Source organism: Coprococcus phoceensis (assembly GCF_900104635.1).
GTDB classification, from domain to species: domain Bacteria; phylum Bacillota; class Clostridia; order Lachnospirales; family Lachnospiraceae; genus Faecalimonas; species Faecalimonas phoceensis.
On record NZ_FNWC01000007.1, the window covers coordinates 532,429 to 556,714 of the forward strand.

Genomic DNA, 24,286 nt, shown 5'->3' on the forward strand with positions numbered 1-24,286 from the left:
GATGAAAGAAATGTATCGAAGAGAGAAGCGGAGAATACGATTTGAAAGATGGAGTTGGATTACCATCACGTGGATTCTGTATCTTATAAAATTACAAGGACAAGTACCTTCATTTTATTCGCAACATTATGAGGAAAGAACAAATATGATATTGGATTTTGATGCAAGCATATTGATTTTTTTAGGATTCTTTCTTCTGTTATCTGTAAACGATACTCTCTTTTTTATACGAGAGCAGGGAAAGAAAGTTTATTTGTTAGAAAAATATGCAATTGTACCGATGCGTAAGAAGAAATTATATGAAGTGCGGGTGAGATTGTTTTTAGAGACTATTCTTTATTTTATAATCGGTGCAAGTTGCATTTACGCAATCATGACAATTGCTAATGACTGTATATTTTCTCCTGCGGTTCTTTGTTTCGGTGCGATTAAGGTTCTTTGCGGCTGGATGATTATGATGATTTTGTTTATTGTGTTTTTGGATTTGTATCAGGAACACCAGTTTCGAAAAAAATAGAGGGACGGAATCTTTCGGAATTCTTAAGATTTTCATGGCGGGAAACTTAAACTTTCTAAGCTACAATACAATTAAATCAAATGAAGTAACGAAAGGATGAGTATTATGATTATGCAAAAGAAAGGATTATTATTATTTTTATGTTCCCTGATTCCAGGAGCGGGAGAGTTATATATGGGATTTAAGAAACGCGGTGTCAGTATGATGGCAATCTTTTGGGGAATTGTCGCACTGGCATGTGTATCGGGATTAGAATGGTTTGCACTGGCGCTTCCGGTTGTCTGGGCATATAGTTTTTTCCAGATACACAATTTGAAATCTTTGCCGGAAGAAGTGTTCTACTTGCAAAAAGATGAATATGCATTTCACTTTGGCTATGTCTTGGAACACAAACGAGAAATGCTGAAAAAGTATCGGGTAGTGATTGCAGCAGTATGTATTTTACTTGGAGGTTCGGTGTTGTTCCATACTTTTGGAGATATTTTATATTATTTACTTCCGATGCATTTGGCGGATTCATTTGCTATGGTAAGTGGAATGATAAAAAATGCAGTTGTGGCGGTTGTCTTTTTAGGCGGTGGTATTTACCTTGCCGTAAACAAAGAGAAATGGCAGGATTTTTTTGAAAAAGAAAATTAAGAAAAATTGCGGGCGATAGGAAACTTTCGTCCGTATTTTTATGCACTTCAAAGGTGGAAAAAGGTGAGATTTTGGGATATACTGTAACAAAATGCAAGTGGAAGGGAAAGTAGAGCAGATATGAGTAAAAAAATTACAGTTGCAGGAATTGGTGGAGTTGGAGGATATCTTGCAGGAATATTGGTGGATACCTATGATGAAGTTTCATTTATTGCGAGAGGTGAACGAAAGAAAAGTCTCGAAGAGAATGGGCTTGTTATATTGGAAAAGGAATTGTTGTGGATTCTTTGATTTATATCTTATCCTATACGAAAGAGGATTTTTCAGTAGTGCAGAAAGAGAATTTTGCCGATATTAAGATTGGAATTTCCAATGCGAATGAGAGGGAGAAAAAGGCAGTAGAAGACGTATACCAGTTGCTGAGAGGGGCGAAGGTGGACTGCGTTGCTGCGGAAGATATTGAGGCAGAGATTTGGAGAAAATACATATTTAACTGTGCGTACAATGTGCTAACCGCTCATTATCGGCAAAATGTCGGAGAACTTCGTGCAGATGCAAAGAAGCGGGAAGAGTTTCGCCGATTATTGCAGGAGGCTTATGAAGTCGGGAAGGCAAAAGGAGTGCATCTGGAGGAAGAAGATATAGTAAGGCACCAGAATCGATTTGAAAATAAACTTGCAGATGATGCGACAAGTTCACTGCAAAGAGATGTGGAGGATGGGAAGCACAATACAGAGCTTGAGACATTTTGCGATACATTGTCCGTGTGGGGAGAGAGCTTGGGGTAGATGTTTCGCTCACAGAGAAATTTTACAGGATGGATTCGTGAGTGCGTATTTTTGAAAGGACTGAGTAAAAAGAAAGGGAAAGCTGCTCCAGTGGCGCAAGCTTCCCCAAATGTAACTTAGATAATTTTTGTTGTCCATTTTGTGCAGTCCCAAACTTCATTTACGACGTCGCAGTAAAATTCCGGTTCGTGACAGATGAGAAGGACACTGCCTTTGTATTCCAGTAAGGCGCGTTTTAATTCGTCTTTGGCATCTACGTCGAGATGGTTGGTTGGCTCATCTAAAAGCAGGATATTTGTCTCGCGGTTGATCAATTTGCAGAGACGCACTTTTGCCTGTTCACCACCGCTTAACACACGCACCTGACTTTCGATATGTTTTGTCGTCAGACCACACTTGGCAAGGGCGGAACGTACTTCATACTGAGTATAGGAAGGGAATTCCTGCCAAATCTCTTCGATACAGGTTGTTTTGTTGTCTGGTGCAGATTCTTGTTCGAAATATCCAATCTGCAGATTTTCACCCAGTTCGACGGAACCGCTCAGTGGTTTGATCAGGCCTAAGATACTTTTTAATAAGGTTGTTTTTCCGATTCCGTTTGCGCCGACCAATGCAATTTTATGTCCGCGTTCCATAGATAAAGTCAGAGGTTTGGAAAGTGGTTCGTTGTATCCAATAACTAAATCTTTTGTCTCGAAGATATATTTTCCAGGAGTCCGTCCCTGTTTGAAATGAAATTCCGGCTTTGGACGTTCTGCCGCAAGTTCAATGACATCCATTTTATTCAGTTTTTTCTGGCGGGACATCGCCATATTTCTTGTGGAAACACGAGCTTTATTTCTGGCAACAAAGTCTTTCAGCTCACTGATTTCCTGCTGTTGGCGTTTGTAGGCCGCTTCAAGCTGGGCTTTCTTTACGGCATACACTTCCTGAAAATGATCATAATCTCCAACATAGCGGTTCAATTCCTGATTCTCCATGTGGTAGATGATGTTGATAACTTCGTTCAGGAATGGGATGTCATGAGAAATCAGGATAAATGCATTCTCGTAGTCAATCAGATAACGTTTCAACCATGCGATGTGTTCTTCATCCAGATAGTTTGTCGGTTCATCTAAAAGCAGGATGTCCGGTTTTTCCAAAAGTAGTTTGGCAAGCAGTACTTTTGTGCGCTGACCGCCACTTAAATCGGTTACGTCTTTCTCAAGACCGATATCCAAAAGACCGAGTGCGCGGGCAACTTCCTCCACCTTTGCATCAATGACATAAAAATCATGCAGCGTGAGTGTGTCCTGAATTGTTCCCAGTTCTTCCATGAGCGTCATCATCTCTTCTTCGTCTGCATCTCCCAGAGAGTCACAGATGGTATTCATTTTTTCTTCCAGTTCAAATAAATATGCAAATGCAGATTTTAGAACGTCCTGAATGGTCATCCCTTTTTCCAATACAGTGTGCTGATCGAGATATCCGACGCGGACATTTTTTGCCCATTCGATCTTGCCCTCGTCAGGCTGTAGTTTTCCGGTTACAATATTTAAAAATGTGGACTTTCCTTCACCGTTTGCTCCGACCAGACCGATATGCTCGCCCTTTAAAAGACGAAACGAGACGTCGCCGAAGATGGCACGGTCACCAAATCCATGTGATAAATGTTCGACATTTAAAATACTCATTTCGAAACTCCTTATTGTTGATAATTTAATTGATGTATATTGTCAATTAAAATTATTTTACACGATAAATAGAGTTTTGTCATCAAACTTCTGCTAAAGAACATCTTTTACAATGCGGAGAATGTTTTTTGACCAGATTTTTTCCAGTTGCCGTTCGGTGAATCCTCTCTTTTGCAATTCTGCGTATAGACGGTCAATCTGACCGATATCTGTCAGTTCTAATTTGCCGTCATCAAATCCATCGAAATCAGTTCCGATTGCCACCGAATCTTCTCCGCCGATATAAAACAGATGGAGAGCGTGTTCTGCCAGAGCTGAAACGGATGCGTGTCCGGCTGGGTTTACAAAATATGGATAAAAATTCAATCCGATTACGCCTCCTTTTTCTGCCAGTGCACGAATCATGTCGTCAGTCAGATTTCTCGGGTGCTCACAGAGTGCTCTTGCATTGGAGTGGGAGGCGACAATAGGTTTGGAGCTGGTGCTTAGCACATCCCAAAAGCCACCGTCTGATAAATGTGACACATCGATTAACATTCCGAGGGAATTCATTTGCTCAACTACCTCAAAGCCAAATGGTTTCAATCCTTTCTGCATGATTTTGCGGTCTTTACTGTTTGGAGAGCCAATGCAGTTTTCTTCGTTCCAAAGGAGCGTAACCAAACGGACTCCTTCCTGATAGAGCGTGTGTAAGCGATTCATTTGGCTATCCAAAATACCGCCTTCCTCGATCGTCAGAAAAGCGGAAAGTTTTCCCTGCGCCTGATTTTTGTCAAATTCCAGAAAATTTCGTGCGATTGCGATTGCGTCTTTGTTTTGAACAACTTCTTGCTTTATGCGTGTAAGCATTTGCATAGCATAGTCATAGCCCTTCGTATAACGACCATTTCCCTCAAATTGCTTTAGATAAATGAAACAGGCAAAAAACTGGGCAGTACTCTTGGCTCGTTTCAATTTTTGTAAATCTACACAAAACGGATTATCTTTTAATGTAGTCCCGTTTGTCTCCATCAATTTCCAAATGGTGTCACAGTGCATATCAATCAAATTCATATTTTTTTACTCCTTGCATAATCTGTATTGTTATAGTCTACTCTATTATAAAAAGGATGTATATATGAAATCAAAAATTGGAATTGTTATTTGTGGGTTGATGGGGGAAAAGCAGTTTGTGAGTGACGCCTATATAAAGGCGGTGAAGTCGGCAGGAGGTCTCCCGATTATTCTGCCGCTTGTCAAATCGAATGAAGTGATTGCGGACTATGTGAAACTGTGCAGCGGTTTTCTGTTTTGTGGGGGCGGTGACATTACGCCACTGCTTTTTGGAGAAGAGCCGGCACGTGGAATCGGGGAGACGGACATTGCGTTGGATCTGTTTCAGATTCGACTTATGAAATCGATTCTTAAGAGCAAAAAGCCGGTGCTTGCCATCTGTCGTGGCATGCAGATTTTAAATGTAGCTTGTCATGGCACAATCTGTCAGGATATAGAACTTCGAAAAGAACCTTCAATCAACCATATGCAGACAAGCATCTCGCGAAAGGACATCAGTCATAAAGTGAATACTGTTGCTGGCAGCAGGCTGCACCGGATTATCGGAGAGTTTGCCTACACAAACAGTTTTCATCATCAGGTAATTGAGGAGGTGGGGGAAGCGCTGCAAGTTACCGGAAGAACGGCAGACGGCGTGATTGAGGCAATAGAAATGCCATCGCACCCCTTTGTGCTCGGGGTACAATGGCATCCGGAAAGCATGTATGAAATTTCATCAGACATGCGCTATCTTTTTCGCGCATTTATGCATTTTGCAGAAAAATAAATTCGCAATCTTAGTACATCATACTATTTAATACAGATGGATCAAATAGTAAGGAGAAAATGATGATGAAAAAGCCGACGACCAGAAATGCTACGGATATCAAGAGCAGTACGACCAGTTTCATCCGTTCTTCTTTCGCAAACAGGCTGTTTTTTGCTTGTTTTGTCCCTTTGTGAATCAGATAATTTCCGATTGTGAGTAAAAGTGGAATAGCAGCTCCGTACATCACATACATTCCAATCGAGATCAAAGGGATTCCACTGTCTGTCATAGTCGACATTTGGCTTTGGAACATCTCATTTGAGTACATGGATTTCATTACGAAAATACTAAGCAGCGGCATGGCGTTGTTGATTGCATGAAACAGTGCTCCGTAAATCATATTGTCGGTCTCATATACAATGTAGCCGAGCATAATGCCAAGCAGTGCCGTCGGAACAAATCTCCAAATATTTCCGTGAAATGCACCGAAAATCAAGCCTGTGACAACAATGGCAATCCATTTGTTTTTTCCATTGTCAAAGCTGTGCATTACAACACCGCGAAATACGGCTTCTTCACAGATTGCAGGTGAGATGGACACAATCACAAAAGAAATTATAAATGTCAAACTTGCGAATTCCATTCCAAGACCCTGACTGACACCGATCACTTCTTCAGGGAAAAAGTATGCGATGATCATGGTGATGATCATAATTGCAAGAAATGATCCAATCCATAGTAAAATCGTCCCAAAAACAGCCGAAAGTTTTGGCTTGTGAATTGGAAAGACTTGTTTGAAATCACCTCTGACAGCAGCAGTAAGAGCAACTGCAAGCATAAGCAGAAGTATTTCGTTTAGCAAAGTACCGTAAAGTCCAAGCTTTGCTCCTAAAATTGGACTTACAAAAAATACACAGACAGCTGACAAGACCAGCATGATGATTCCGTGATATACTTTCAGTGTTTTTCTGTTTTCTTCCATATAAAAAATATCCTTCCTAAATTATTTTGTTCTCATTATAGCATATTATCTTTCAATACAGACATAATAAACTTGGAAACTTATTATAAATTTTTCATTATGAGGAGGAACCCATTATGTCTGATATTTCTATTTTAGATTTACAGAATCTCCGTCATCTAATCGGCGGGTATGAAACGACACACTGCAAAATGACTGATTATGCAAATCAGGCGCAGGATGCTGAGATTAAAAAACTTTTTCAAGATGCAGCGGATTCTGCAATGAAAAATAAACAAGATCTGATGAAATTTTTGTAAGAGGGAGGAAGTAGAATGAACGAGAAAACAATGGTATCGGATGCGCTTGTCGGTGTAAACGGAGAGTTGAAAATGTTTGGAGAGATGATTCCGCAGACAGAGAACAAAGAGTTAAAACAATGCCTGAAACAGATTCGAAGCGAATGTGAAATGTCACAGGAAAAATTATATCAGGTGGCGCGTGAAAAGAGTTATTATGTTCCTGCCGCGAAGGCGACACGTGAAGAAATCGATCATGTAAAAAACATTTTGACACAACCATCTATGAAATAACATTGGTATGAATTTCAGGCATCGTAAAGCAACATGCCACGGTGCCTGAAATAAAAAATAATCCCGTTCTTTTGGAGGTTTGGAAGGATGAAGCATAGCTTAAAGAAATCAGAAATATTTGGTGCGATATTTGTGATGGTGTTTGGGACGTTGATGCACTTTTTTTATGATTGGTCCGGAAAGAATCCTATAGTTGCTCTGTTTGCCCCGTACAACGAATCCACCTGGGAACACTTGAAACTATTGTTTTTCCCTGTTTTGATTTATTCGGTTTTCCAATATGCATATATCGGGAAACAATATTCGGGCTATGTTACCGGAAGACTTGCAGGAATCGTGAGTGGTGCATTGACGATTGTCATCGTTTTCTACACGTATATGGCGGTTTTCAAACATCCAATTCTTTGGATTGATGTTACACTTTTTTATCTTAGTGTGATCGTTTGCTATCGAGTTGCTTACTCGATTACGCGGCAAGAAAAAATACCAAGGACAGCAGAAATATTGTCCGGGATTTGCCTGATTGGTATTATGCTGTCATTTTTTTATCTTTCTGTTTTGTAAATGGATTTTTGAAAACTAGAAATTTGCCCGATATTTTTATTGCTACAATGCGTTAAAGTGTGATAGTATGTAGAAGATACAAATGTATCAAATACATATTTGAGAGGTTATTATGGATAAAAGAGAGAAATTTACAAGCAAGCTTGGCTTTGTTATGGCTTGCATCGGTTCAGCAATTGGACTTGGTAACATATGGATGTTTCCATATCGATTAGGTGCCTACGGAGGGGCAGCGTTTTTGATTCCGTATTTTATCTTTGTATTCATTCTGGGAACAACCGGATTGATTACAGAGTTCGCATTTGGACGGCATTTTAGTGGCGGATCGATGACAGGTATTATGACCGTGTTCAAAGAAAAGAAATTAAAAGGCGGGAAAATTGTCGGGATGCTTCCGGCGATCGGTCTGCTTGGAATCTTTATGTTTTACAATATTGTTGTGGGATGGATTCTAAAATATTTTGTTTTAAGCGGAACTGGGAAATTAAAGACAATCGATAAGGATACATATTTCAATCAGTTTGCAGGTTCTTCGGCATCTATTCCGTGGGATGCGATTGCGATTGTACTTACGGTAGTAGTAATTTGTGCGGGAGTAATTAAGGGAATCGAGAGAGTCAGCAAGATTATCATGCCGGCGCTGTTTGTGATCTTTATCTTACTTGCGATTCGATCTTTATCGCTTCCGGGATCTATGGAAGGGGTAAAATTTTTACTGCAGCCGAAATGGCATCATTTGCTGGAGCCAGATACATGGGTTATGGCGCTTGGACAGGCATTCTTTACGGTATCGCTTAATGGATGTGGAATGGTCGTATATGGAAGTTACCTGAAAAAAGATTACAATATTCCAAAACTTGCAATCAGTACAGCAGTGCTTGACACATTGGCAGCAGTGCTTGCGTCATTTGTGATCATGCCCGCAGTATTTGCATTTGGTCTGGATGTCAATGCGGGACCGCCACTTCTGTTTATGACGATGCCGATCATCTTTGATAAGATGCCGGGAGGAACGATTATTGCGATTGTATTCTTCTTAAGTTTGTTCTTTGCAGCAATTTCTTCTTCCATCAATATGCTGGAAGGTGTTGTGGAGGCAATTATATCAAACACAAAATTAACGCGTGTAAAAGCGGTCATTCTTGTTGGTGTAGTGACATTTGTACTGTCGATTCCATTAAACTTAAGCATGACAACATTTGACAATTTTACAAACTTGATTACAGTAGTTGTCTCACCGGTCATGGCGTTGCTGGTATTGATTGTATTCTACTATCTCTATGATGCGAAGAAAGCGCTTGCGGGAATCAACGAAGGTGCAGAAAAGCCGCTTGGCAATACATTTTTATACTTTGCAAAATATGTGTTTACGATTGTGACGATTTTGGTTGTTGTTCTTGGAATTGCATATGGAGGAATTGGGTAAACATTCGATTTTTCCAGAAAAAAGAAAATGCGGGTTGTAATAAAAAATTACAATCTGTATTTTTTTGTAGTATTTATGGAAAAAGCTTGACTGTGCCCTAAGGGAACATGATATAAAAAAGATAGAAATAGCATAAAGGAGGTGGGGAAGATGCGAATAAAAGAAGTCGAAGATTTGACGGGACTTACAAGAAAAGCGATTCGCTATTATGAAGAGAATGGACTGATTCAGACTGTCAAGGGGGCAAATGGATATAAAGAGTATGATGAGGAGACTGTAAAATGTCTTTTGGAGATTAAAAAATTACGTCTTTTGGATTTTTCCGTAAGCGACATTGCAGCTTATCAAAATGATCGGAATTGGGAACAGATTGTGAAAGAAAAAATAGAAGAAACAGAGGATGCAATTAAAACCGCCGGAAGGCGAAAAAAACTGTTAGAGCAGGTTCAAAAAGGAAAGACGCTTTCGGAACTTGATGTAGAGCAAGAATTGTGGAAAAAGAAGATGGGAATACAGGAAATTTTGACGAAAAATAGTGTGTTTGGAATCTGTAATCTCATATTGTTTGGCATTGTTCACATTTGGTTAATCGGTGAATGGAATCAGATGAAAGAGATAGAACTTTCGAATACAATTCTGTTCGGGCAGTGTATGCTGACGGCATTTTTCTGTATATGGAACGCACATTTAGAGAAAGAAAGCAGAAAGCGTGGCATATTTCTTCGGCAACAAAAGTGGTATGAAAAAGCACTTATGTTGATTTTGTTTACACTCACCTATATAGTTGCCGGTCAGATGGAACTTTGCTGGATAGGAGTGCTTGGAGTGCGAATCACACAGATCCAGCAAGAAAAAGGACAGTTCTTTATGGCAATGGGAGAATTTTTATGGGAAGTTCCGAGGATGCTGTTTATTATAGGTATGTTTGGAATTGAAATACTACTTTTAATATTGGGATTTTTTGCCTGTGGAAAAAAAGCGGGAGAATTTCTAATTGACAGGTAAATTTTATTATGTTAAGCTTTTGTAAGAATCGTGTAAAAATTTAGAAAAATGATAAGATTTACGGAGGCAATTCTATGGATAGGAAAAATATGGCATTGATATTAAGCATATTTCTATTTGTGGGATTGCTTTTTTCAGTGGATCCCTTAGAGCGAGAGCGGGATTATAATTATGGTGAGACACATCAGATTTATTCTGCCGGTGCAGGTTTGACAAGCGGAGTCAGCGCAATCAAGACAGTCAGGCGTATCCAAACAACACTCATTTATTGTCTGTTTCTGACTTGGAAAATTTTATATGGAAAAACTGAAAAATGGATTAAGTTATATTTAAAGAGAATGAAGATGCTCTATTTTCTGAAACAGGTTCGAGTCTCGCAGCGGATGGATGGGAAAAAACGAAAAGAGCAGCTATATGCAACTCAGTGATCAAAATTATTGCAAAAGAGGAGAATAGGAGATAAATAAACAATGGAATTAAATGATATACTATTGTTGCTTGGAGGACTTGCATTGTTCTTGTACGGTATGCAGATGATGGGAAATGGTCTTGAGACAGCAGCAGGAAACAAGATGAAAAGCATCTTGGAAAAATTGACATCAAACAGAATCAAAGGGGTTCTTGTCGGGGCTGCGATCACAGCAGTAATCCAGTCGTCTTCGGCGACAACCGTCATGGTCGTAGGGTTTGTAAACTCTGGATTGATGACATTGAATCAGGCTGTATGGGTAATTATGGGTGCCAATATCGGTACGACGATTACCGGACAGCTGATCGCACTTGATATTGATGTGATTGCACCGCTATTTGCGTTTGCTGGTGTTGCGGTCATTATGTTTGCAAAAAATGAAAAAATCAAACATATCAGTGAGATTTTTGCCGGACTTGGTGTATTATTTATTGGTATGGGTATGATGGGAGATGCGATGGCGCCGCTTCAGCAGTCAGAGACGTTCATCGGCTTTATGGCGAACTTTAACAACCCGCTTGTTGGCATTTTGATCGGTGCGGTATTTACTGCGATTATACAGTCGTCTTCTGCATCAGTTGGTATTTTGCAGGCACTTGCAAGCACAGGTGCGATTCCGCTTTCGAGTGCAGTGTTTATCTTGTTTGGACAGAATATCGGAACCTGTATTACAGCAGTGCTGGCATCTATCGGAACAAAGGTAAATGCAAAGAGAACGACGGTAATCCACTTGATGTTCAACATTATTGGTACGGTTTTATTCTCGGTAATCTGTCTGATCACTCCATTTACAGACTGGATTGCAGCGCTGACACCGGATAATCCGGTAGCACAGATTGCCAATGTACATACAACATTCAATATTGTCACTACTTTAGTACTTCTTCCATTTGGAACACTTATGGCGAAAGCTGCCAAGGTGCTTCTGCCGGATAAAGAAGGACAGGAAGAGGATATCAAGCGATTGAAATATATCCGTCCATTTGAAAACAACCATACAGTCGGACATGCTGCAATGGTGATTAGCCAGATTGAAAATGAGGTAGAACGTATGCTTCAGATGGTAAAAAAGAACACAGAAGGTTGTTTTCGTGCTGTAATCAAAAATGATCAAAATATGGTTGCAGATTTGGAGGACAGAGAACAGTATATCGATTATCTGAATAAAGAGATTTCAAAATATATTGTACATCTGATGACAACAGAGATGACGATTCAGGATTCTCAGAAGTTAAACGCCTACTATCGAATCATCGGAGATTTGGAGAGAATTGGAGATCATGCAATCAACTTTGTGGACTATCTGCACAATATGAGTGAGTGGGATATCAAATTTTCACAGTCAGCAATTGAGTCGTTAGAGCAGATGAAAGATCTTTGTACAGAGACATTAGAAGGAATCAGCAAAGAAAATATGAATGGCAGAAAGCATGTGTTAGAGATTGCAGCAAAGAACGAACAGCGTATTGATGATATGCAGGAAAGTCTTTTGAAAGGGCAGATTGAGAGAATGCAGTCTGGAAAATGCAGTGCAGAAGCAGGGGTTATCCTGTCTGAGATGCTCACTGATTTTGAACGAATCGGGGATCATGCACTGAATATTGCAGAAAAATATGAAGAGATGCAAATGTAATAGAGATAGATAAAGAGGACCGAAAATCGGTCCTCTTTGTCTATCTGATTATTTGTTGTTTTCCTTTTCGACTTCAGCCATTTTCATTGCGCGAACTTTGAGCGGAAGACCGAACAGTGTGATGAATCCGTCGGCATCGTGATGGTCGTATAAGTCGCCTGTTGTAAAGCTTGCCAAAGATTCACTGTACAGTGAGTATGGAGAAGTTGTTCCGGCTTTGATGATATTTCCTTTGTAGAGTTTGAATTTTACTTCTCCGGTTACATATTCCTGTGTGGATTCGATGAAAGCTTGAACTGCTTCGCGAAGTGGTGTGAACCATTTTCCTTCGTATACAATCTGAGCAAGTTTGTTACCCATATCTTTTTTCACTTCATATGTAGCACGGTCTAATACCAGTTCCTCTAATTGTTGGTGAGCTTCCATAAGGATTGTTCCACCTGGTGTCTCGTATACACCACGAGATTTCATACCTACCACACGGTTTTCTACGATGTCAACGATACCGATACCATGTTTTCCACCGAGTTCGTTCAATGTTGTAATGATCTCGGAAACTTTCATCTGTGTGCCGTTTACACTGGTAGGAACACCTTTTTCAAATGTCATTGTCACATATTCCCCTTCATCTGGCGCTTTTTCTGGAGTGACACCAAGCACGAGCAAATTGTCATAATCTGGTTCCTGAGCAGGATCTTCTAATTCCAATCCCTCGTGGCTGATATGCCATAAGTTACGGTCACGGCTGTAGCTGTGGCTTGCGTCAAATGGAAGGTCGATACCATGTGCTTTGCAGTATTCGATCTCTTCCTCACGAGACTGCATTGTCCAAATATCTGTCATTCTCCAAGGAGCAATAATCTTTAAATCAGGAGCAAGTGCTTTGATGCCGAGTTCAAAACGAATTTGGTCATTTCCTTTTCCGGTAGCACCGTGGCAGATGGCTGTAGCGCCTTCTTTTCTTGCGATTTCAACCAATTTTTTTGCGATTCCCGGACGAGCCATAGAAGTTCCAAGTAAATATTTGTTTTCGTAGATGGCATTTGCCTGAACGCAAGGAACGATATAGTCATCACAGAATTCGTCAATGATGTTTTCAATATATAATTTAGATGCTCCGGATAATTTTGCACGTTCTTCCAATCCGTCTAATTCTTCGCCCTGCCCACAGTCAATGCAGCAGCAGATGACATCGTAATCAAAATTTTCTTTTAACCAAGGGATGATGGCAGTTGTATCAAGTCCGCCAGAATATGCTAAAACTACTTTTTCTTTCATAATGTAATGCCTCCTAAACTTTTTTTACTGTTCAACTAAGGTTACTATACTCCTATTTTTTGCATAAATCAAGTGTAAATTGCAAAAAAATAATAAAATATGCAAAAAACATGAATAAATATTCCATTAAAGAGATGCGCTTTCCTGATTTAGCGTAGAAAACTATTGACAAAAGCCAAAAGAGGTGTAGAATAAAAAAATAAAAATATCACACAGAAAAGGTTGGAGAATGAGTTATGGAAGAAAGACAGTATCATGTAACTTATAATTTCATAAAAAGATCTAATCGAAAGCTGCCTATTACACGCAGTGTTGTTTTTGTGCCGTGCAATCCCCTCGGGGTGTTCAGCGAAGCATAAATTCAATATTGTAGTTGTAGAGAAGTAGATGCTGTGTCTGCCAAGGAATATTCAGGGTAGAAGTATTTGTTGTATACTTCTATCCTGTTTTTGCGTTTAAACGGCATAGGGCATAGAAAGAAGCAGAACAAGAGGTGTGTGAAATGGAACAGAGAGAGACAATAAAAAGCAAAAAACGAATCGTGATCAAAGTGGGAACAACGACGATCACACATAAGGAAACGGGAAACATTGATTTGGAAAAGCTTGAGAAATTTGTGAGAATTTTAATCAATTTGAGAAATAAGGGAAAAGAAGTGATTGTTGTATCGTCTGGAGCAGTTGGAATCGGCAGACAGGTGCTTGGAATCTGGGAACGACTAGAAGAAAGTGCAATAAAGCAGGCGTGCGCAGCAGTCGGACAGGGACGAATGATGATGATGTATGAAAAACTGTTTGCAGAGTATGATCAGTTGACGGCACAGGTGTTGCTGACAAAAGAATCCATTATGAGTAAAGAGTGCAGGCAGGATGCGAGAAATACATTTGAGGAGCTGCTGCGTATGAACGTCGTTCCGATTGTAAATGAAAATGATGCGATTTCTGTGGAGGAAGAGGCGTATGGAAATTTTGGAGACAATGATACAATGGCGGCTCATGTTGCCAGACTTGTGGAGGCAGATCTTTTAATCCTGATGTCGGATATCGAGGGACTTTATACAGATGACCCTCGGAAGAATCCAAATGCCAGATTTGTCCATACGGTGCGGTATATTGATGAGAAACTGGAGAGGATGGGAAAAGGAGCTGGAAGCGCTATGGGAACAGGAGGAATGGCGACGAAGATCGAAGCTGCGAAGGTTGCGACGAAGTCCGGGGCAGATATGGTTATTGCCAATGGAGCCAATATTTGTGCAATCAACGATATCATGGCAGGAAAGAAGATTGGAACATTGTTTATGGCAGAGAGGGAAAACGGGAGGAAAATCATATGAAATACATGGAACAAATCGGAATGAGAAGCAAGGCGGCGAGCAGGAGTATCGGCTTACTGGGACAGAACAGAAGAAACGAGGCGCTGAAACAGGCAGCAAAAGAATTGAAGAAACAAGCAGCATTTTTACTGGAAGAGAATCAAAAAGACATTGCGAATGCGAGAGAAAAAGGAATGAAGGAATCTCTTATAGACCGATTGATGCTGACTAGGGAACGCATTGCAGGAATTGCAGATGGGCTGTTACAGATTGCGGATCTGGAAGACCCAATCGGAATAGTGACGGATATGAAAGTGAGACCGAACGGACTTCGCATCGGAAAGAAAAGAGTGCCTCTGGGAGTTGTTGGAATCATCTATGAATCCAGACCAAATGTGACAGCAGATGCATTTGGTTTGTGCCTGAAATCAGGAAATGCTGTGATTTTAAGAGGTGGCAGTGATTGTATTTTTTCCAACAAGGCGATTGTGAGTGTGCTTCGAAAAGCACTTAACGCCACACAGATTGAGGAAGATGCGGTAATCCTGATTGAAAATACGGATCGTGCAGTGGCACAGGAGATAATGCGGATGAACACGTATATTGATGTGCTCATTCCGAGAGGTGGAGCAGGATTGATCCAAACAGTTGTAAAGAACAGTACAGTTCCGGTTATTGAGACAGGCACGGGCAACTGTCATATATATGTAGATGCGTTTGCAGATCTTCAGATGGCAGTGGAAATCATTGATAACGCCAAGACACAGCGCCTTGGTGTATGCAATGCATGTGAGTCGTTGGTGATTCATGAAGATGTGGCGTGTCAGGTCGTTCCGATGATCTGTGACAGGCTGACGCAAAAGGGAGTTGCAATTCGAGGAGATCAAACTTCGATGGCGATAGACGAAAGAATTACAACAGCATCGGACGATGACTGGGGGACGGAATATTTAGATAAGATGATTTCTCTGAAAGTCGTCTCTTCCATAGATGAAGCAATCGCCCATATCAATACGTATAATACTGGGCATTCGGAATCTATTATTACAGAGAATTATCGAAATGCACTGAAATTTCAGGATGAGATAGATGCAGCGGCAGTGTATGTGAATGCTTCGACGAGATTTACCGATGGATTTGAATTCGGTTTTGGGGCCGAGATTGGAATCAGTACACAGAAACTTCATGCGAGAGGTCCGATGGGATTGGACGCCCTTACGACAACCAAATATATTATTTTCGGAGATGGTCAGATTCGATAAAATGAAAAGAAATACTTGCATAATATGCAAAAACGATGTATACTTATGCAAGTATTTCTTTTATGTATCGTAAAACGTTACTTTGGTAACGTGCGAAAGGTTTGTGTTGCATTTTGCGATGCAAGTGTTAAAATTAGAAAAAAGGAAGAAAGGATGTTGGTTGTATGATCAAAGTGGGAATTATTGGTGCCACCGGCTATGCGGGGGGAGAACTTGTCCGTATTTTAATGGGACATAAACATGCAGAAATCAAGTGGTATGGCTCCAGGAGTTATATTGATAAAAAGTATTGTGAAGTGTATCAGAACATGTTTCAGATTGTTGATGCAGTCTGTATGGATGATAACATGAAAGCGCTGGCAGATGAGGTGGATGTCATATTTACGGCGACACCGCAGGGGCTTTGCGCATCACTGATCGATGAGGAAATCTTGTCCAAAGTAAAAGTCATAGATCTGAGCGCAGATTTCCGTATTAAGGACGTGGAGACGTATGAAAAATGGTATGGGATCGAGCATAAAAGTCCTCAGTTTATCGAGGAGGCAGTGTATGGACTTTGTGAGATCAACCGTGAGGATGTAAAACATGCAAGACTTGTGGCAAATCCGGGATGTTATCCGACATGCTCAACACTGTCAGTTTATCCGCTCGCAAAAGAAGGACTGATTGACATGAGCACGGTTATTATTGATGCAAAATCAGGAACTTCTGGAGCCGGAAGAGGGGCGAAAGTGGATAATCTTTACTGTGAAGTGAATGAGAATATCAAAGCGTATGGGGTGGCTGTTCACCGACATACACCAGAGATTGAAGAACAGCTTGGCTATGCCGCAGGCGAGAACGTACTTTTGAATTTTACGCCACATCTTGTTCCGATGAATCGGGGAATTTTGGTGACGGCATATGCAGCCTTAAAGAAAACAGTGACCTATGAGGAAGTAAAGGCGATTTATGATAAGTATTATCAGAAAGAAAAATTTGTGCGTGTATTGGAAAAAGATGTCTGCCCGCAGACAAAATGGGTGGAGGGCAGCAACTATGTAGATGTGAATTTTAAAATCGATGAGCGGACGAACAGAATCATTATGATGGGAGCGATGGACAATCTTGTAAAAGGTGCGGCAGGTCAGGCGGTACAGAACATGAATCTGATGTTTGGACTGCCGGAGACGACAGGACTTGAGCTTGTTCCGATGTTTCCATAAAACAGTCAGGAGAAGGGTAACATGATTAGACAAATGACGATAGAAGATTATGAAGGTGTCTATGCACTGTGGATGAAGATTCACGGGTTTGGAATCCGGAGTATTGACGATTCGAAAGAAGGGGTCGAACGTTTTTTGAAACGGAATCCAACAACAAGTATTGTCGCAGTGGAGGATGAAAAGATTGTCGGAAGCATCCTGTGTGGACACGATGGAAGAAGGGGATGCCTCTATCATGTATGTGTGGACGAAGCGTATCGGATGCACGGAATCGGACGGAGTATGGTAGTGAAAGCGATGGAGGCATTAAAAGAAGAGAAGATTAATAAAGTATCATTGATTGCGTTTATGGAAAACGATATTGGAAATGCATTTTGGAATGAAATCGGATGGACGAAGCGGGAAGATTTAAATTATTACGAATTTACGTTGAATGAAGCAAATATTACTGCGTTTAATAAATAAAAAGGAGATGTGCATGATGAAGATTGTAAAAGGTGGAGTGACGAAAGCAAAAGGATTTGAGGCGGCAGGTGTCGAGGCAAATATCAAGTATCAGGGACGTACAGATATGGCGATCATTTTCAGCAAAGAGCCGTGTGTGGCGGCAGGAACATTTACGACGAATGTGGCAAAAGCGGCGCCGGTTACATGGGATCAGAAAATTGTAAAGGAAGGCAAAGCGGCACAGGCGATCATTGTGAATTCGGGGATTGCTAATGCCTGCACAGGGGCTGAAGGATACGGATACTGCAAAGATACTGCGGATGCGGCAGCGAAAGAGTTGGGGATTTCGGCAGACAGTGTTCTTCTTGGATCGACAGGAGTCATCGGAAAACAGCTTCCAATTGACCGCATCCAGGCAGGAGTAAAAATGCTTGCAGAGGCGAAAAGTGATACTGTTCAGGCCGGGACAGAGGCTGCAAAAGCAATTATGACGACAGATACCTGTGAGAAAGAGATTGCAGTGGAGATTGAGATTGGCGGCAAGACAGTCACGATTGGCGGAATGGCGAAGGGTTCCGGCATGATTCACCCGAATATGTGTACGATGCTGAGCTTTATCACGACAGATGCTGCGATTTCCAAAACAGCGCTTCAAAAAGCATTGAGTGAGGATGTCGACGATACTTATAACATGATTTCTGTGGATGGAGACACATCTACAAACGATACGGTGCTTGTCATAGCAAATGGAATGGCAGAAAACGAAAAGATTGTGGAAGGAACGAAGGAATACGAGGTGTTTGCAGAGGCGCTTCATGAGATTAATGAATATCTGGCAAAGAAGATTGCAGGAGATGGAGAAGGGGCGACTGCATTATTCGAAGTAAATGTTGTCGGAGCCCAGACAAAGGAGCAGGCTGTCTTATTAAGCAAAGCAATTGCATGCTCGAATCTGACAAAGACAGCGATTGCGGGACACGATGCGAACTGGGGTCGTATTATCTGTGCGATGGGATACTCAGGAGCACAATTTGATCCAGAGAAAGTGGATTTGTTTTTTGAGAGTGCGGCAGGAAAGATTCAGATTGCAGAAAATGGAACTGCTGTAGATTACAGTGAGGAGAAGGCAACTGAAATTTTATCACAGCCGATTGTGACAGCAACAGCTGACGTTAAGATGGGTGATGCAAAAGCGACGGCATGGGGATGTGATCTGACACACGGATACATTGAAATTAACGCAGATTACAGAAGCTAATAAAGGGAGGAAAACGAAGATGAGTCCAAATATGCAAAAATTCTTAAGTAAAGCGGAGGTGCTGATCGAGGCGCTTCCATATATACAGAGATTTAACCGGAAAATTATTGTCGTAAAATATGGCGGAAGCGCCATGGTGGATGAAGACCTGAAAAGACGTGTCATAGAGGATGTAACCTTATTAAAACTTGTTGGGTTTAAGCCGATTATTGTGCACGGTGGTGGAAAAGAGATCAGCAAGTGGGTGGAAAAAGCAGGGATGAAGCCACAGTTTATCAACGGTCTGCGTGTGACTGATGCCGATACGATGGAAGTTGCTGAGATGGTTCTTGGAAAAGTGAATAAAAGTCTGGTACAACTTGTGGAGTCTCTTGGGGTTCGAGCAATCGGAATCAGCGGAAAAGACGGTGGATTGTTGAAAGTGGAAAAGAAACTGTCAGACGGCGCAGACATCGGATATGTGGGGGAAGTAACGCAGGTAAACGCTGAGATTTTGTACGATCTTTTGGAAAAAGACTTTTTGCCGATTGTATGTCCGGTTGGTCTGGATGATAATTTTGAGACTTATAACATCAATGCAGATGATGCGGCATGTGCGATCGCGCGTGCGATGGAGGCGGAGAAGCTTGCATTTTTGACAGATATCGAGGGAGTTTACAAAGATCCGAAAGATCCTAAGACGTTGATTTCGGAGCTGACGGTAGAACAGGCAGAAACGCTTATGAAAGAGGGCTACATCGGCGGAGGCATGCTTCCAAAGCTGCAAAACTGTATTGATGCGATTGAGAACGGTGTATCCAGAGTGCATATTTTGGACGGCAGAATCCCGCATTGTCTGTTGTTGGAAATCTTTACAAACAAAGGGATTGGAACTGCGATTTTAAAGGATGAAGAAAGTAGGTTTTACCATGAAAAATAATTATATTGAGACAGCAGAACAATCACTTCTTCATACATATAACCGTTATCAGATTGTTCTGGAAAAAGGAGAAGGCGTCTATCTGTATGACACAGAAGGAAAGAAATATTTAGATTTTGCAGCCGGAATTGCGGTATGTTCCCTTGGATATGGCCATCCTAAATATACAGAAGGTCTGAAACAACAAATGGAGAAGTTGTTACATACGTCCAATCTGTTCTACAGCGTGCCGTCAGCAAAAGCAGCAGAACATCTAAGACAAGTGTCTTGCATGGATCGTGTATTTTTTACAAACAGCGGAACAGAGGCGATTGAAGGGGCGCTGAAAGCTGCCCGAAAGTATGCTTATACGAAACAGAGTGGCCGGTATGAGTTTATTGCGATGAACCATTCCTTTCATGGAAGAAGTATGGGGGCGCTTTCCGTGACAGGTACAGAACAATATAGAAAACCATTTGAACCGTTGGTGGAAGGTGTAAAATTTGCCGATTATAATGATTTGGAAAGTGTGAAAGCACTTCTGTCTGACAAGACCTGTGCGATTATTTTGGAGACAGTGCAGGGGGAAGGCGGGATCTACCCGGCGGAAACCTCTTTTTTGGAAGGGCTTCGAGCGCTTTGCGACGAGCAGGATATTTTGCTTATCTTTGATGAGATTCAGTGCGGTATGGGAAGAACCGGATCTATGTTTGCATGGCAGGGATACGGAGTCAAACCAGATATTATGACGATGGCAAAGGCGATTGGAAACGGTGTGCCGGTAGGGGCATTTGCGATGACGGAGAAGGTCGCAAAGGCTTCGCTGCTCCCGGGAGATCACGGAACGACATACGGAGGAAATCCGCTTGTGTGTGCGGCGGTTGACACGGTGCTTCAGATTTTTGAAGAGGAACATCTGCTGGAGCATGTAAAGGAAGTGAGCGTCTATCTGGAAGAACAGTTAGATCAGCTTGTGAAAGAAAGCAGTGCTGTGAAAGAAAGACGCGGAAAAGGACTTATGCAGGGGCTTGTTTTGGAAAAACCGGTCACAGAAGTGATTCGAAAAGGAATGGAGCATGGGCTTATCACAATCTCTGCAGGAGGTAATGTGCTGCGCCTTGTACCACCGCTAGTGATCACAAAAGAACATGTGGATGAGATGATCGAGAAATTGTCAAAAGCGTTGGAAGAATAAAATTCAGAAGAATAAATAAAAACCCGATTCATTGGACAGACTAAAAGTGAAAAATTTTTAGGAGGGATCTCAATGATTGGGTTTTTTATTGCGTTAGTATCAGGTGCGCTGATGAGTGTACAGGGGGTGTTTAACACACAGGTGACGAAGACGACAGGAATGTGGGTGTCAAATGGATGGGTGCAGCTCAGTGCATTTGCGGTATGTCTTGTGGCATGGTTCATCGCCGGAAGAGACGATGTCATGACGATTGCAAAAGTAGAGCCGAAATATATGTTGCTTGGAGGTGTGATCGGAGCTGGGATTACATGGACGGTTATCAAGAGTATGGAGCAGTTAGGACCTGCAAAGGCGGCTCTTTTGATCGTGATTTCGCAGCTTATCATCGCATATGTCATTGAATTGCTGGGTCTGTTCGGTGTCGATAAACAGCCGGTTGACTGGAGAAAAATCGGTGGTATGGCGCTTGCTTTGATCGGTGTGGCTATCTTTCAATGGGAGCGTTAAAAGATTTCATGGAAATGTAACAAGACTGTAAAAATTTGTTGTAATTTAAAAAGAAATTCGTTACAATAAGAATGTCTAAGCATAGAGGGGTGTCTGTAGTAGTTTATACTATGGAGGGTTTATGCAAAAGATTATAAAAACAAGTATTATATGGATCATTTTTATGTTGGGCTGCTGTGGGTGTCAGAAGAAGGAACAGCCGATACAAGAATTGGAAGAGATTGGATCTGAGAAGTCAGAGACATCCAAAAAAGAAGAGACAAAAGAGAAAAAGAGCATATATGTCTATGTCTGCGGAGCTGTTATGCAGGCAGGTGTATATGAGTTACAACAAGACAGCAGAGTGTATGAGGCGATACAAAAAGCAGGAGGATTTGCAGAGAATGCGGATATATCTGAGATTAATCAAGCCGCGCTTTTGCAGGATGAAGAACAGATTTATGTGCCGGCAGCGGGCGAAGTGGATCATTCATTAAAAGAAGAGGGCGAAGCAGGTGATGCGGGTGGGAAAGTCAATCTGAATACCGCCACAAAAGAAGAATTGATGACACTTGCCGGGATTGGCGAATCCAAAGCGGACAGTATTATAAAATATCGGGAAGAACATGGGAAATTCCAATCCATAGAGGATATTAAGCAGATTGAAGGAATTAAAGACGGTGTCTTTCAGAAAATAAAAGATCTTATTACAGTTTAAATATAGAGGGAGATAAACAATGGGAAAAAGGGTATTAGTTGTAGATGATGAAAAATTAATTGTAAAAGGGATTCGTTTCAGCCTGATGCAGGACGGTATGGAAGTGGACTGTGCCTATGATGGGGAGGAGGCATTGGAACTTGCGAAGAATAACGAATATGATCTGCTCCTTTTAGATGTCATGCTGCCAAAGATGGATGGATTTGCAGTATGCCAGCAGATTCGTGATTTTTCTGATGTGCCGATTGTCATGCTGACTGCAAAAGGAGATGACATGGATAAGATTTTGGGGCTGGAATATGGTGCGGATGATTATATTACAAAACCATTTAACATTTTGGAAGTGAAAGCAAGAATCAAAGCCATTATGAGAAGAACCGGAAGAAAAGAAGAAAAAACGGTAGAAAGTAATGTTTTGGTCAAACATGATATGAAGATCGACTGTGAGAGCAGAAGAGTGTTTATTCAGGAGCGAGAGATCAATCTGACAGCGAAAGAATTTGATCTTTTGGAACTGCTCGCAAAGAATCCGGATAAAGTATACAGCAGAGAAAAGCTGTTGAATCTGGTATGGGGATATGAGTACCCGGGAGACGCAAGAACGGTAGATGTACATATCAGACGTTTGAGAGAAAAAATAGAGAAACATCCAAGTGATCCGAAATATGTATATACGAAGTGGGGAGTTGGTTACTATTTTAGGGGTTAAATGGCAGATTAAAAGTAAACTTATTAAAAGTCTGCGTTCCAGACTTGTTCTGCTCATTATGATTACCAGTATACTTCCGTGTATCGTATTGAAAGAGACGCTTTTGAAGCAGTATGAGGAGAATGCGGTTTCACTAAAAAGTGCTGAAGTACAGAATCAGGGAACGATTCTGTGTAATCAGTTGAGCAGTTCTAATTACTTGGAAGGAACTGCTTCAGAGGCAATCAACTCAGAGATTTTGCAGTTGTCGAATATTTATAATGGGCGAGTGATGGTGATTGACTCAGAATATCGCATTGTGAAGGACACTTTCGGAACAGAAGAAGGAAAGACGATCATCTCCTCTGATGTTGTTCAGTGTTTTGACGGGAAATCGACGAACCATTATGATGCGAAGGAGCGTTATATTGAGGTGACGTCCCCTATTATGGCGGGAAGCGGTAAAGAGATTATCGGAGTTGTTCTCATTAGCATCTCTGCGGATAGTATTTTGGATACATTGGAGATGCTGGAATCAAATGCCAATATTATTTTAGGGATGACAGTATTACTTTTGGTTGTCATAGTATCGTTTCTTTCTAATAAGATGGTCAAACCGTTTGCGAGAATCACTCAGGCGATTGAGGATGTGACAGAAGGGTATGACAATGACTATCTGAAAGAGAATGCCTATACGGAAACGAAACAGATTTCTGATGCGTTTAACAAGATGTTGGGACGTTTGAAGGTATTGGATGACTCTAGACAGGAGTTTGTATCCAATGTGTCGCATGAATTGAAGACGCCGCTTACGTCTATGAAAGTACTTGCAGATTCACTTCTTGCACAGGAGGATGTGCCGGTGGAACTATATCAGGAATTTATGGGAGATATTACAGAGGAGATTGAGCGTGAGAACAAGATTATCAACGATTTACTCTCTCTTGTAAAGATGGATAAGACAGCCTCTGATCTGAATGTAAAACCGGAGAATATTAACGAGTTGGTAGAACGGATATTGAAGCGGGTGCGCCCGATTGCGGCAGTGCGCAATATAGAAGTTGTGTTTGAAAGTTTTCGACCGGTAACAGCAGAAGTCGATGAAGTAAAGCTTTCTCTTGCTATATCGAATTTAGTGGAGAATGCAATCAAGTACAATAAAGAAGATGGGTGGGTACATGTGTCACTCAACGCGGATCACAAATATTTTTATGTGAAGGTTGCAGATTCTGGAATTGGAATACCGGAGGAGTCGATTGAACATATTTTTGAGAGATTTTATCGTGTGGATAAATCGCACTCTAGAGAGATTGGCGGAACAGGGCTTGGATTGGCGATTGCGAGAAATGCGATCGTCATGCACCGTGGAGCTGTGAAGGTATACAGTGAAGAGGGGACAGGAACAACCTTTACCGTGCGTGTTCCACTGAACTATATTGTGTAAATGCAGGCGGAGAAAAGGGGAATGAC

The 24,286-nt window shown here is 41.3% G+C and carries 27 protein-coding genes; 23 read left to right on the forward strand and 4 right to left on the reverse strand.

Features of this window, described 5'->3' with window-relative positions:
- The first annotated feature begins 1 nt into the window (after window position 1).
- The 4 genes from BQ5364_RS06245 to BQ5364_RS06255 all read left to right on the forward strand — a co-directional run bounded on the left by BQ5364_RS06245 (window position 2) and on the right by BQ5364_RS06255 (window position 1,944).
- Window positions 2-517, forward strand: a complete 516-nt coding sequence (locus tag BQ5364_RS06245) for a hypothetical protein (protein ID WP_071143859.1) — start codon at window positions 2-4, stop codon at window positions 515-517.
- 174 nt (window positions 518-691) lie between these two features.
- The gene (locus BQ5364_RS06250) at window positions 692-1,156 is read left to right on the forward strand and encodes a hypothetical protein (RefSeq protein WP_136017799.1); all 465 of its coding nucleotides are present in this window, start codon (window positions 692-694) and stop codon (window positions 1,154-1,156) included.
- Window positions 1,157-1,276: 120 nt separating this feature from the next.
- Window positions 1,277-1,447 carry a ketopantoate reductase family protein gene (locus BQ5364_RS17405; RefSeq protein WP_083382719.1) on the forward strand — a complete coding sequence of 57 codons (171 nt, stop codon included), beginning with the start codon at window positions 1,277-1,279 and terminating at the stop codon, window positions 1,445-1,447.
- Window positions 1,435-1,944: a ketopantoate reductase family protein gene (locus BQ5364_RS06255; RefSeq protein WP_071143861.1), complete on the forward strand. Its 510-nt coding sequence runs from the start codon at window positions 1,435-1,437 to the stop codon at window positions 1,942-1,944. The genes BQ5364_RS17405 and BQ5364_RS06255 overlap by 13 nt, the downstream gene beginning before the upstream one ends.
- Window positions 1,945-2,060: 116 nt before the next feature.
- Here BQ5364_RS06255 and BQ5364_RS06260 read toward each other — a convergent pair whose 3' ends face one another.
- Complete coding sequence (locus BQ5364_RS06260; protein WP_071143862.1) at window positions 2,061-3,617, reverse strand: ABC-F family ATP-binding cassette domain-containing protein; 1,557 nt, start codon at window positions 3,615-3,617, stop codon at window positions 2,061-2,063.
- 93 nt (window positions 3,618-3,710) lie between these two features.
- A complete protein-coding gene (locus BQ5364_RS06265; RefSeq protein WP_071143863.1) occupies window positions 3,711-4,670 on the reverse strand; it encodes a dipeptidase in 960 nt (319 codons plus the stop codon).
- A 64-nt stretch (window positions 4,671-4,734) separates the two neighbouring features.
- Here BQ5364_RS06265 and BQ5364_RS06270 point away from each other — a divergent pair, with 64 nt between their 5' ends.
- Window positions 4,735-5,436: a gamma-glutamyl-gamma-aminobutyrate hydrolase gene (locus tag BQ5364_RS06270; RefSeq protein ID WP_004611295.1), complete on the forward strand. Its 702-nt coding sequence runs from the start codon at window positions 4,735-4,737 to the stop codon at window positions 5,434-5,436.
- A gap of 10 nt (window positions 5,437-5,446) precedes the next feature.
- Here the strand turns inward: BQ5364_RS06270 and BQ5364_RS06275 are convergent, their stop codons facing one another.
- Entirely contained in the window at window positions 5,447-6,400 is a 954-nt protein-coding gene (locus tag BQ5364_RS06275) for a type II CAAX endopeptidase family protein (RefSeq protein ID WP_071143864.1), read from the reverse strand.
- A 116-nt stretch (window positions 6,401-6,516) separates the two neighbouring features.
- On the opposite strand from BQ5364_RS06275, the gene BQ5364_RS06280 reads away from it, so the two are divergent.
- The 7 genes from BQ5364_RS06280 (at window position 6,517) to BQ5364_RS06310 (ending at window position 12,069) form a co-directional block, all read left to right on the forward strand.
- Window positions 6,517-6,699, forward strand: coding sequence for a hypothetical protein (locus tag BQ5364_RS06280; RefSeq protein WP_004611293.1), 183 nt, complete (start codon window positions 6,517-6,519; stop codon window positions 6,697-6,699).
- Between the two features lie 15 nt (window positions 6,700-6,714).
- Window positions 6,715-6,972 (forward strand): spore coat protein, encoded by a 258-nt coding sequence (locus tag BQ5364_RS06285; RefSeq protein WP_004611292.1) that lies wholly within the window; start codon window positions 6,715-6,717, stop codon window positions 6,970-6,972.
- Window positions 6,973-7,059: 87 nt separating this feature from the next.
- Window positions 7,060-7,536 (forward strand): DUF6512 family protein, encoded by a 477-nt coding sequence (locus BQ5364_RS06290; RefSeq protein WP_071143865.1) that lies wholly within the window; start codon window positions 7,060-7,062, stop codon window positions 7,534-7,536.
- Between the two features lie 112 nt (window positions 7,537-7,648).
- A complete protein-coding gene (locus BQ5364_RS06295; protein WP_071143866.1) occupies window positions 7,649-8,962 on the forward strand; it encodes a sodium-dependent transporter in 1,314 nt (437 codons plus the stop codon).
- Window positions 8,963-9,112: 150 nt separating this feature from the next.
- Window positions 9,113-9,967: a MerR family transcriptional regulator gene (locus BQ5364_RS06300; protein WP_071143867.1), complete on the forward strand. Its 855-nt coding sequence runs from the start codon at window positions 9,113-9,115 to the stop codon at window positions 9,965-9,967.
- Window positions 9,968-10,041: 74 nt separating this feature from the next.
- Window positions 10,042-10,395: a hypothetical protein gene (locus BQ5364_RS06305; protein ID WP_071143868.1), complete on the forward strand. Its 354-nt coding sequence runs from the start codon at window positions 10,042-10,044 to the stop codon at window positions 10,393-10,395.
- A 42-nt stretch (window positions 10,396-10,437) separates the two neighbouring features.
- On the forward strand, window positions 10,438-12,069 hold the full coding sequence (locus BQ5364_RS06310) for a Na/Pi cotransporter family protein (RefSeq protein ID WP_071143869.1): 1,632 nt from the start codon (window positions 10,438-10,440) through the stop codon (window positions 12,067-12,069).
- Window positions 12,070-12,117: 48 nt separating this feature from the next.
- On the opposite strand, the gene BQ5364_RS06315 is transcribed toward BQ5364_RS06310, so the two are convergent.
- Window positions 12,118-13,347: an argininosuccinate synthase gene (locus tag BQ5364_RS06315; RefSeq protein ID WP_004611286.1), complete on the reverse strand. Its 1,230-nt coding sequence runs from the start codon at window positions 13,345-13,347 to the stop codon at window positions 12,118-12,120.
- Window positions 13,348-13,849: 502 nt separating this feature from the next.
- On the opposite strand from BQ5364_RS06315, the gene proB reads away from it, so the two are divergent.
- The 11 genes from proB to BQ5364_RS06370 all read left to right on the forward strand — a co-directional run bounded on the left by proB (window position 13,850) and on the right by BQ5364_RS06370 (window position 24,260).
- Complete coding sequence (gene proB / locus BQ5364_RS06320) at window positions 13,850-14,680, forward strand: glutamate 5-kinase (protein ID WP_004611285.1); 831 nt, start codon at window positions 13,850-13,852, stop codon at window positions 14,678-14,680.
- Entirely contained in the window at window positions 14,677-15,921 is a 1,245-nt protein-coding gene (locus tag BQ5364_RS06325; protein ID WP_004611284.1) for a glutamate-5-semialdehyde dehydrogenase, read from the forward strand. Before proB ends, BQ5364_RS06325 begins: the two co-directional genes overlap by 4 nt.
- A 164-nt stretch (window positions 15,922-16,085) precedes the next feature.
- Window positions 16,086-17,126, forward strand: a complete 1,041-nt coding sequence (gene argC, locus BQ5364_RS06330) for an N-acetyl-gamma-glutamyl-phosphate reductase (protein ID WP_022249917.1) — start codon at window positions 16,086-16,088, stop codon at window positions 17,124-17,126.
- 21 nt (window positions 17,127-17,147) lie between these two features.
- Complete coding sequence (locus tag BQ5364_RS06335; RefSeq protein WP_004611281.1) at window positions 17,148-17,591, forward strand: GNAT family N-acetyltransferase; 444 nt, start codon at window positions 17,148-17,150, stop codon at window positions 17,589-17,591.
- Between the two features lie 16 nt (window positions 17,592-17,607).
- Window positions 17,608-18,831: a bifunctional glutamate N-acetyltransferase/amino-acid acetyltransferase ArgJ gene (argJ, locus tag BQ5364_RS06340; RefSeq protein ID WP_044986591.1), complete on the forward strand. Its 1,224-nt coding sequence runs from the start codon at window positions 17,608-17,610 to the stop codon at window positions 18,829-18,831.
- A 19-nt stretch (window positions 18,832-18,850) separates the two neighbouring features.
- The gene (argB, locus tag BQ5364_RS06345; RefSeq protein WP_022249919.1) at window positions 18,851-19,750 is read left to right on the forward strand and encodes an acetylglutamate kinase; all 900 of its coding nucleotides are present in this window, start codon (window positions 18,851-18,853) and stop codon (window positions 19,748-19,750) included.
- Window positions 19,719-20,924, forward strand: a complete 1,206-nt coding sequence (locus tag BQ5364_RS06350; protein ID WP_004611278.1) for an aspartate aminotransferase family protein — start codon at window positions 19,719-19,721, stop codon at window positions 20,922-20,924. The genes argB and BQ5364_RS06350 overlap by 32 nt, the downstream gene beginning before the upstream one ends.
- 72 nt (window positions 20,925-20,996) lie before the next feature.
- Window positions 20,997-21,431: a DMT family transporter gene (locus BQ5364_RS06355; RefSeq protein WP_004611277.1), complete on the forward strand. Its 435-nt coding sequence runs from the start codon at window positions 20,997-20,999 to the stop codon at window positions 21,429-21,431.
- A gap of 121 nt (window positions 21,432-21,552) precedes the next feature.
- Window positions 21,553-22,128, forward strand: a complete 576-nt coding sequence (locus tag BQ5364_RS06360; RefSeq protein WP_004611276.1) for a helix-hairpin-helix domain-containing protein — start codon at window positions 21,553-21,555, stop codon at window positions 22,126-22,128.
- 19 nt (window positions 22,129-22,147) lie between these two features.
- The gene (locus BQ5364_RS06365) at window positions 22,148-22,837 is read left to right on the forward strand and encodes a response regulator transcription factor (protein ID WP_004611275.1); all 690 of its coding nucleotides are present in this window, start codon (window positions 22,148-22,150) and stop codon (window positions 22,835-22,837) included.
- The gene (locus tag BQ5364_RS06370; RefSeq protein ID WP_004611274.1) at window positions 22,794-24,260 is read left to right on the forward strand and encodes a sensor histidine kinase; all 1,467 of its coding nucleotides are present in this window, start codon (window positions 22,794-22,796) and stop codon (window positions 24,258-24,260) included. The genes BQ5364_RS06365 and BQ5364_RS06370 overlap by 44 nt, the downstream gene beginning before the upstream one ends.
- Window positions 24,261-24,286: the final 26 nt, after the last annotated feature.